General features: G+C 51.6%; 8 protein-coding genes. 6 read left to right on the top strand and 2 right to left on the bottom strand.

The features are described from left to right. Positions 1-320: 320 nt before the first annotated feature. From Afil_RS10010 to gpmI, 5 genes are all read left to right on the top strand, one after another. Entirely contained in the window at positions 321-707 is a 387-nt protein-coding gene (locus Afil_RS10010; RefSeq protein WP_230268419.1) for a GntR family transcriptional regulator, read from the top strand. After that, positions 676-1368 (top strand): ABC transporter ATP-binding protein, encoded by a 693-nt coding sequence (locus tag Afil_RS10005; protein WP_230268418.1) that lies wholly within the window; start codon positions 676-678, stop codon positions 1366-1368. Before Afil_RS10010 ends, Afil_RS10005 begins: the two co-directional genes overlap by 32 nt. After that, complete coding sequence (locus tag Afil_RS10000) at positions 1365-1556, top strand: hypothetical protein (RefSeq protein WP_230268417.1); 192 nt, start codon at positions 1365-1367, stop codon at positions 1554-1556. The genes Afil_RS10005 and Afil_RS10000 overlap by 4 nt, the downstream gene beginning before the upstream one ends. 108 nt (positions 1557-1664) lie before the next feature. Beyond that, complete coding sequence (locus Afil_RS09995; protein ID WP_230268416.1) at positions 1665-2225, top strand: hypothetical protein; 561 nt, start codon at positions 1665-1667, stop codon at positions 2223-2225. 163 nt (positions 2226-2388) lie between these two features. After that, positions 2389-3981 carry a 2,3-bisphosphoglycerate-independent phosphoglycerate mutase gene (gene gpmI, locus Afil_RS09990; protein WP_230268415.1) on the top strand — a complete coding sequence of 531 codons (1593 nt, stop codon included), beginning with the start codon at positions 2389-2391 and terminating at the stop codon, positions 3979-3981. A gap of 227 nt (positions 3982-4208) precedes the next feature. Here the strand turns inward: gpmI and Afil_RS09985 are convergent, their stop codons facing one another. Further along, positions 4209-5636 carry a hypothetical protein gene (locus tag Afil_RS09985; RefSeq protein WP_230268414.1) on the bottom strand — a complete coding sequence of 476 codons (1428 nt, stop codon included), beginning with the start codon at positions 5634-5636 and terminating at the stop codon, positions 4209-4211. A gap of 343 nt (positions 5637-5979) precedes the next feature. Here Afil_RS09985 and Afil_RS09980 point away from each other — a divergent pair, with 343 nt between their 5' ends. Beyond that, entirely contained in the window at positions 5980-6342 is a 363-nt protein-coding gene (locus Afil_RS09980) for a thioesterase family protein (protein WP_230268413.1), read from the top strand. 293 nt (positions 6343-6635) lie between these two features. Here Afil_RS09980 and Afil_RS09975 read toward each other — a convergent pair whose 3' ends face one another. Continuing rightward, positions 6636-8363, bottom strand: coding sequence for a putative glycoside hydrolase (locus tag Afil_RS09975; protein WP_230268412.1), 1728 nt, complete (start codon positions 8361-8363; stop codon positions 6636-6638). Between the last annotated feature and the right edge of the window lie 317 nt (positions 8364-8680).

Raw genomic sequence — 8680 nt, 5'->3', positions numbered from 1 at the left:
CTTTGGAGAAATCGATACCGAGATCGATTGCAGGGATGATTGATTCCATGAAAAAGCCTCCTTGAATAAAGGAATTATCCCAAGGAGGCGGTCGAGAAAATACCCGTCTTTTATTTGACGCTTACGACGGAACTGCACGAATCAGAATCCGCAGGCGGTCATGGATTCGGCCTAAAATAGACGCATACTGCGTCGGGTATACAGTTTTTGATTCCGTGGCGAAACGGGAAATACGGCCCGACAAAGGCATTGACATCGGAAATGCCAAGCTGTATCTTTGTATTACCCAAGTGATACAGATAAGACAGAGGGAAGAGATTATGGACTATTCATTTCGAAACGACTCGCCTGTATATCTGCAGCTGGCTTCTATTCTCGAAGGCGCCATCGTTCGGGGAGAATTCGCCCCTGGCGATAAGCTGCCGTCCGTTCGGGAAATTGCACTCGAAAGCCGGACAAATATCAATACTGTTCAGAAAGCGCTGGCCAGGCTGGAGAGTCAGGGCCTGATTGAAACACGGCGTACCAGCGGAAAGTACGTCTGCGACAATCCGGAAACCCTGGCAGGACAAAAAAGAGAAGCCGCAAAAACGCTCTGCGAAACGTTTTTGCGTGGAATGCAGGCTCTTGGATTTTCCGCGTCAGAAAGCATCCGCCTTCTGAAGGAAGGAGTAAATGATGGAACTGAACGTTCGTCATCTCAGTAAATCGTATGGAAACCGCCCGGTGCTTCAGAATGTGTCGTTTACGCTCGAACCCGGACAGATTACCGGTCTGCTTGGCCCGAACGGCGCTGGAAAAAGTACGCTGATCAAGTGCATCAACGATCTGCTCGTCTATGAGCAGGGAGAGATTTCCGCCGATGGAAAGAAGCTGGATCCCTCGGATCATCTGCGCATTTCCTATTTGCCGGAAAAAACGTATCTGGATTTGAACGCCAACGGAAAGGAAACTCTTCGCTTTTTTGAAAAGTTCTATCCGGATTTTGATCGCAAAAAAGCCTGCCGGCTCATGGAAGCGATGGATCTGGATCTGAATCAGCCGATTAAATCGATGTCCAAGGGCATGCAGGAAAAGCAGCAGCTGATTCTGGTACTAAGCCGCAAGGCCGAACTGTATATTCTCGATGAGCCGATCGGCGGTGTCGATCCGGTCGCGAGACAGAAAATTCTCGATCTGATTCTGGAACATTCCAGTCCGGAAGCATCCATTCTGATCAGCACGCATATGATCGGCGAAATTGAACGCATCCTCGATCGGGCGCTCATTTTGCGGCACGGAAAAATCGTTCTGGACGAAGACGCGGATACGCTTCGTCAGAAACAGGGAAAATCGCTGGAACAGATTTTCGTGGAGACACTGCTATGAAAAAACTGACCGAAACCTTTACTGCCCAGATCGGAAAGCGTCTGCTTCCGGTCTGGCTGATTCAGCTGATCGTTTATAGCGTATGGCTTATTCTGGTCAGTCTGGACTGGAGCGGCCGCTTTTATTCGCTGCTCTGTCATCTGCTTTTGATTGCGGTATTTGTGATGAGCGCGGCGCTGGTCTTCTAAGCGTTTTTTCAAATCTGGAAGCTGTTTGCGGACTGCTTTTACAGCGCCAGAGCGTATCTCATTCGTACGCTGCCTTACAACCGGAAAACCATTTACTGGTCCTGGTTTGTGACGAGTCTGCTTACGCTTCTGCTTCTGATCGCGCTTTTTACGGCTATGGTGGCCCTGCCGTTTGTTCTGCACGATTTCGCGGAAATTCAGACTGGGGGCATTCTGGATGTCGATGCACGCCAGATGGTCCTGGCGTTTGTCATTGAGGTGATTGTCCAGTGGATCGCCTATATGCTTTCCGGCGCCTTCGGCATAGCCTATGGCCACAGAAACGGCCGCTCGGAGTGGCTGATTTTCATCGCGACCGGCATTGCGTGTGCGCTGATCGTACAGCTGACTGCGGCGGGCCTGCTGTTTGTGTTCGAACCCGGTTTCATTTCACTTCTGGACAGTCCGACAATTCAAGGCGCGGATCTGGTTCGAATCATTTACAAGATGGCGCTGGCCTTTCTGCTTCTGGATGGCATACTGGCTTTTCTTTGCGCAAGACGCGTGGAAAAGCACGCGGATGTGGAGGAAGTCCGGTCGCCTGAAATCCTTTTGAAACGTCTGTATGGAAGAAAACGTTTTTCGCTTTTGAAGTATGTGTACAAAACGGCGCCTGTTTCTCTCGAATGAAACAGGCGCCGCCGTTTTTAAAAGCGGCAGGCATGCCCGGTGAAAAGAAGGCTTTTAAGCAAACTATCCATGCCTGAAAATGCGGGCAGAAAATTGGTTTTTCAAGGCGGGTCGAAGCGCATATCGCTATAATAAAGAGGATAAACCAGGAGGAAATATTGAAATGGTTAAAAAACCTGTAGTTCTTGTTGTCATGGACGGCGTAGGTCTGTCTGACAACGTTCTTGGAAATGCCGTAAAAATGGCATACAAACCGCATCTCGACAAACTCTGGGAAACCTGCCCGCACACAGAACTGCGTGCGCACGGTCTGGCTGTAGGTCTGCCTACAGACGGCGACATGGGCAACTCGGAAGTTGGTCACAACGCCATCGGAAGCGGACAGATTTACTCGCAGGGTGCCAAACTCGTTAACGAGAACATCGAATCCGGCGAAATGTTCGAATCCGCTGCATGGAAAGAACTCGTAAACAACGTAAAGGAACACGATTCCACCATGCATTTCCTTGGCCTTCTTTCGGACGGCAACGTTCATTCCCATATCAATCATCTGAAGGCTCTGATCGCTCAGGCGAAAAAAGAAGGCGTGAAACGCGTACGTCTGCACATCCTGCTCGACGGACGTGACGTTCCGGAAACGAGCGCACTGAAATACGTCGATGAAATCGAAAGCTTCATGAACGATCTCAACGATGCCGACTTCGACGCTCAGATCGCTTCCGGCGGCGGACGCATGAAAATCACGATGGACCGTTACGAAGCCAACTGGCCAATGGTTGAAGAAGGCTGGAAGATTCACGTGCGCGGCCTTGGACGCAATTTCAAATCCGCAACCGAAGCCATTGAAACGTACCGTGCAGAAACCGGCGTCGTTGACCAGGACCTGCCAGGCTTTGTCGTTGTCGATGAAAACGGCGATCCGAAAGGAACGATCAATGACAACGATTCCGTTATCCTCTTCAACTTCCGCGGCGACCGCGCTCAGGAAATTTCCATCGCTTTCGATGCCGATGAATCGTTCGACAAGTTCGATCGCGTAAAAGTTCCTAACGTAAAATTTGCGGGCATGCTGCAGTACGATGCCGATGCGCAGATTCCGAAGAAATACCTCACGGAACCGCCAAAAATCCATTACACGCTGACCGAACAGCTCGTTAATGCCGGCATCAGCGAATACGCCATTTCCGAAACCCAGAAATACGGTCACGTAACGTACTTCTGGAACGGAAACCGTGCCGCTAAGTTCTCCGAAGAACTAGAAGAATACGTAGAAATCGAATCCGATGTAATCCCGTTCGAGCAGCGTCCGTGGATGAAATCCGCTCAGATTACCGACAAGCTCTGCGAAGCCATCCGTTCGGGCAAGTACGACTTCCTGCGGACGAACTATCCAAACGGCGACATGGTTGGCCATACCGGCAGCCTGGAAGCCACAATTATCGGTGTCGAATCCGTTGACCTCGCCCTTGGCCGCGTCATCGAAGCTGTTAAAGCCGTAAACGGCGTTCTGCTCGTTACCGCCGACCATGGCAATGCCGATGAAATGTATGAGAAGCCAAAGAAAGCCGGCGCTCCGCTCAAGGCGAAAACTTCCCATACCCTCAACAAGGTTCCGTTCATCGTCTACAACTACGACTGCAAGCTCAAGCAGGACGATGACATGGGTCTTTCCAACATCGCAGCAACCGTCTGCGAAATTCTTGGCGTAAAACCCAACGAACACTGGAGATCTTCCATCATCGAATCCGCAGAATAATCGAAAGAGCTGCGGCTCGGTCGAACCTGTTTGATGCATTCAAGACCTCTCTGCCTGAAGATCTTTTCCAGATCCAGAAGGACAGAGAGGCCTTTGCTTTTGCGCCTGGAAAAAGCAGGCAGGGATGCAGAAAAGGCGCTGGTACGCTTTGATCGGGTTTCGATCGATGCGCTGCCAGCGCCTCTATGGGTTTAAAAAGGTCTGTAAACGATTGGAAAGGGGAACGGCTACCGTCTTCGAAAACGGCCAGAGCGGCGTCCCGCAAAATCGGATTCGGGGCCGTCTGCATCTTCGTTGTCCTCTTCCTCATTTTCCTCATCAAGGGGATCATCGTCTTCATAAATTTCAAACTGGACGCCCTCTTCACTGACGTCATAGTTTTCTTCCTCATCTGAAGCCGGCCGGCTGCGATAAGGATCGTAAATATTGGGAAGCCGGAATGCCGGAAACACCATGATGATCAAAACCGCGTAGCGGACGAGTTCAAAAATCAGAAACAGAATGAAGGCGCTGTCGGGGTAGACGGTCGTATCGCTTTTCCAGTAGCGATACAAAATGAACAGGCCATAGGTGAGAATCAGAAGCTGACCGCCCAGAGCCGCGTACAGACTCTTTTTCGAGCCCGGGTATTTTAAATAGTAGAAGAAAATCGGCAGCGTCCATAAGGCGGCGGTCAGAATGCATAAGGTAAACATCAGACCAGTCGCGAAGACGGATCCGTTGTCGATGGAAACGAATCGGTTCTGGAAGAGATGCACCAGAATCGGAAAGACGATCAGCTCGCCATATACCCCGATCGCCATGCGAATGGCGGCTCTTGGATATTTCGAAGACAGTGCCTTGCGGGCTCTGGCCTGCCGTTCAAGCCGAAGCTGTTCTTCACGCTCTGGATTTCCCTGCAAATCGGGGGAAGACTGTGCGGAGCGCGCGGTCTGGCGACTGGTTTTTCTTTCCTGTGCTTCCCAGTCCGCTTGCGAACTTCGCGGGGATGCGCTTGAGAAGTCCGGGTCGGGCCGGTTTCGAAGCGGGGTGCGAGAAGGCTGGGGCTGCGCAGAGTTCGATCCGTAATCCGCTGCACCATTCGTTTGAAAGCCGGCGGACCGTGCCGGAGCGCTTCTTCGTGTCTCCGGCTGCACAGCGGTCTGTGCTCCCGGTCGGGTCGGCGATGGCTGCCGGTGCGCTTGTGCGGAAGCGGCTCTGGCCTGCTGCTCCCGAGCACGGCGGGCGTTTCGGGCACGGGCCTGATCTCTTCGCTGCTCTTCCTGCGGAAGGAAGAGAACGTGGTCGTAATAAATGCGGCCAAACCAGGAATCAAAGAGCCAGTTTTTAAACCACATCAGTAAAAAGCCTTTGATCAGAACGAGCGCGCACCAGACGAGATAAAACACAAAGAAGCTGGTGTGCCGGAAAAGGTCATAGACGAGCCAGCCCGCAAACAGAAACTCGGCGGCAATGCCCAGATTAAACAGCGAGCGGGACGCTTTTTTGCCAAACGCGGCTAGAAAGAAGATGCCCAGCCACATGGCCAGCTCCACAAACAGCGTCATCATGTACAGCGAGTTGAAATAGGGCGGTTTGGAAAAGAGCGGCTGGTTTAAAATGGAATACAGGGCCAGCGAGCAGATGCAGAGAATGCCATAGCTCAGTATGAGCATGCTCTGTATGCGCTGCTTCGCTTTTTTTAAATAGTAAAGGTCTTCTCGACGGCGTGAAGGCGCCGGAGAAGCGCGTCGTGTTGAAGAATTTTGTCTTGGATTCATACCATTAAGCGTAACACGATCCAAAACATCATTCCAATGCGTCGAAAAGGACTGTTTTGTTAAACTGTACAAAGAACGGGTCCGTTTTAAGACGGCGAAAAAAGAGAAGCTGCACCTAGAATTTGTCGATCGGAATGTCTCGAGAAAAAGAGAGCTTTTCCTCCGCAATGAGGTCATATGGCGGGCAAAAGAGATCGCGAAAACGGGTGAAGCCTGAACGTAAAAAGGAGAAAAGACAATGGCAGAAATGTATTCCGTAATTTATCGAACGGTAGATGAGAAGGGGCTGGCGTGCGCCATGAAAAGCGGCGCGCTTGAAGTTCTGGCTACGCCGCAGATGATCGCCTGGATGGAAGAAGCCAGCTGCTTGCTGAACGATGTGGAAGAGGGATGGACCACCGTCGGCATCCATATGGATACGACGCACGACGCACCTAGTCCTCTGCATGCCCGCATTCGCATCGTCAGTCATCTTCTCGAAAAGAAGGGCCGCATTTCCAGATTTGAAGTCAGCGCCTGGCAGGGCGACAAATGTCTGGGTAAAGGTCATCATGAACGGGTGGACGTGAACGCGGAAAAATTCATGAGCCGTCTGAAGTAAGGTGCCGGCCTGCCAGCCTCCCGACGGAACGGCGGCGTTTCGCCCTTCGGCTTTTCTGGTTTCAAAAAGCGGGCATCTAATATAAAGCGGGCATCAAATATTATATAGAAAGCAAATATAGACTCTGGAAGAAACTGCAGATCCAGAAGCGAATACAAAACGAAAACATACGAAGACCAAAGCCCGGCTGTTCATGGGAAAACCTATGGAACCGCCGGGCGTTTGTGTATCGTTTTGAATCGTTCTGGAAAAAATGGATATCCGTGCCAGGAATCGGGAGAAAGGCATTTTCCTCACGCAGCTTGCGTCGCAAGAAGGCCTGCTCTTCTGAAAGAACAAGGCAGGCAATGCAGGCGGGCGACCGGCTCTTCGTACACTTCATCCGTATACGGAGCAGCCGGAATGGACAGCGCCTGAAACGCAGGTTCTAACGGATACAGCCGGTCGGGGTGACCGTCGATCGTATTGATCGCATACGAAGTCTGACCGCCATCGAGAACGCCCTGAATCTGGGCCTGGAGCGTCTGGGGAGACATCAAGCCAAAGCCCTGCAGGGATACGCAAAGACTGCTGTCGTATTCCTGCGGCGGATATTTGGCGAGCTGACTCGTGAATGCCTGCAGCACATCGTGCGCGCTGCCGAACACTTCGATGCCGTAGTTGGCGCTTAACAGCTGCAGATTTTGTAAATAGGGAAGCACGTACAGACGGTTAGCCGCCTGCCGCATACCCTGAAAGGACTGTCCGCTTTCCAAATTGATTTCGTCGTAAACGGCATCCGGTTCCAGCGTCGCCCCAGTATAGACGTGCTTTTCTTCCAGCAGATTGCGCGCTTCATACAGAAAGCCGTCAATTTGTTCGGTGCGCCCGGGCAAATTCGGATCGGTCAGACCGGCACTGCCTGCGGGAAAGCGCAGCGAATCAAACTGGATTTCCTGAAAGCCGATCGAGCAGGCTTCCAGCGCCAGATCGAGATTGTACTGCCACACCCTGTGCTCATACGGACTGGTCCAGTACGATCCTTCCAGCAGAGCCGGCGTACCGTTTTCCTCACACAGGGCAAGATCCGGCCGGCTCTGGGCGAGAAGGGGATCGAGGAACGTTTCCAGGCGGGCGGCCATAAAAATGCCTTTGGCTTTCAGGCGGTCGACTAAAGCGCGGAAACTGTCCATATCGATGGCCCAGGGCTGGGCGGCATCGATGTCATCACCCAAAAAGGCAGAAGCGGTATCGGAAAGATAGGACAGCTTTCCGTTTTCATCCTTGAGCGTAACGATCAGCGTGTTGAAGTCGTTTCGTGTCATATAGTCTTCAATCTGGGAAGAATAGTCGAACAGAACAGGAAGGGAAACGTTCAGAGCGCGTTCCGGATCGGGAAGCGAGTTTTCTTTCCAGTCCGGCTGGGGGTAGGCTTCCTTGCCCAGAGAAGCAGCTTCGGGTATGTCTTTCTGGAATTCTTTGGCGGGTGCTGTCGACGCATTGGAATAGGCCAGCCACAGCACGACAGAACCGGGAATATATCCAGTCAGCGGCTGGAAAGAAGCGTCATCCTCTGTTGAATTCGGTAGCGTTTCGATCTGATACCAGCGCAGCAGCCCGGCACTCGCATCGTAATCGTCGAGATCAGCGTCGATCACTTTAAAGGGCGTGCCCGGCTGGATATACGCTTCTTCGAGCGGGCCGTCCTTGGTCTTGCGCAGCCAGACTTTGCGATTGACGCTTGCGCGCGAAGGTGTCATAGCCTGGAGCTGATCGCGTGAGAGATGGGAATTATCGATTTCGAGAATCTCTCCGTCGGCTTCGATGCTCGAAAGGTGTGCCCCGCCGGCAACCAGACGCACTTCCTGTCCGCGCGTGAGCGAAAACTGTCTCGTCTCGATTTCACCGTTTTCAATGTAGGGCGAATCAATTTTCAGAATCGGGGTTTCGCTCTGTATGTAGCGGACTGGATACATCCGCTCATGCAGAAAGGGAAAGAAGGTCAGCGAGACGACGATCGAAGCAATGGCGAGCGAGCCCATAAGAAATGTCAGGCATGCGCGTCGTAATAAAGAATTCCTGTTCATCATTCTCAATTTACCACAATCCCAAAATAAACGTAAATATGGCCAAAAAAGGGTGAAGACAGCCAAAATGAACCGAAAAAGAAGGCATGGAGTGGGGAACCCTGATCAAATTTAGCAGATTTTTGGTTTTTTATCTCTTTTATAACAATGTCATTAAGTTAAGGAGGGATAAAAATCGTATACCCTGTTCATGAGCGTTGTCATTTCTTATATTTTGCGTCTCAGGCATGACGAAAAGGATGATTTTCTACCTGTTGAAAAAATCATCCTGA

Origin of the sequence: Allobaculum fili, from assembly GCF_020969955.1 — a bacterium.
Taxonomy (GTDB): Bacteria; Bacillota_I; Bacilli_A; order Erysipelotrichales; family Erysipelotrichaceae; genus Allobaculum; species Allobaculum fili.
This window is presented reverse-complemented; position numbering and strand designations above follow the sequence as displayed.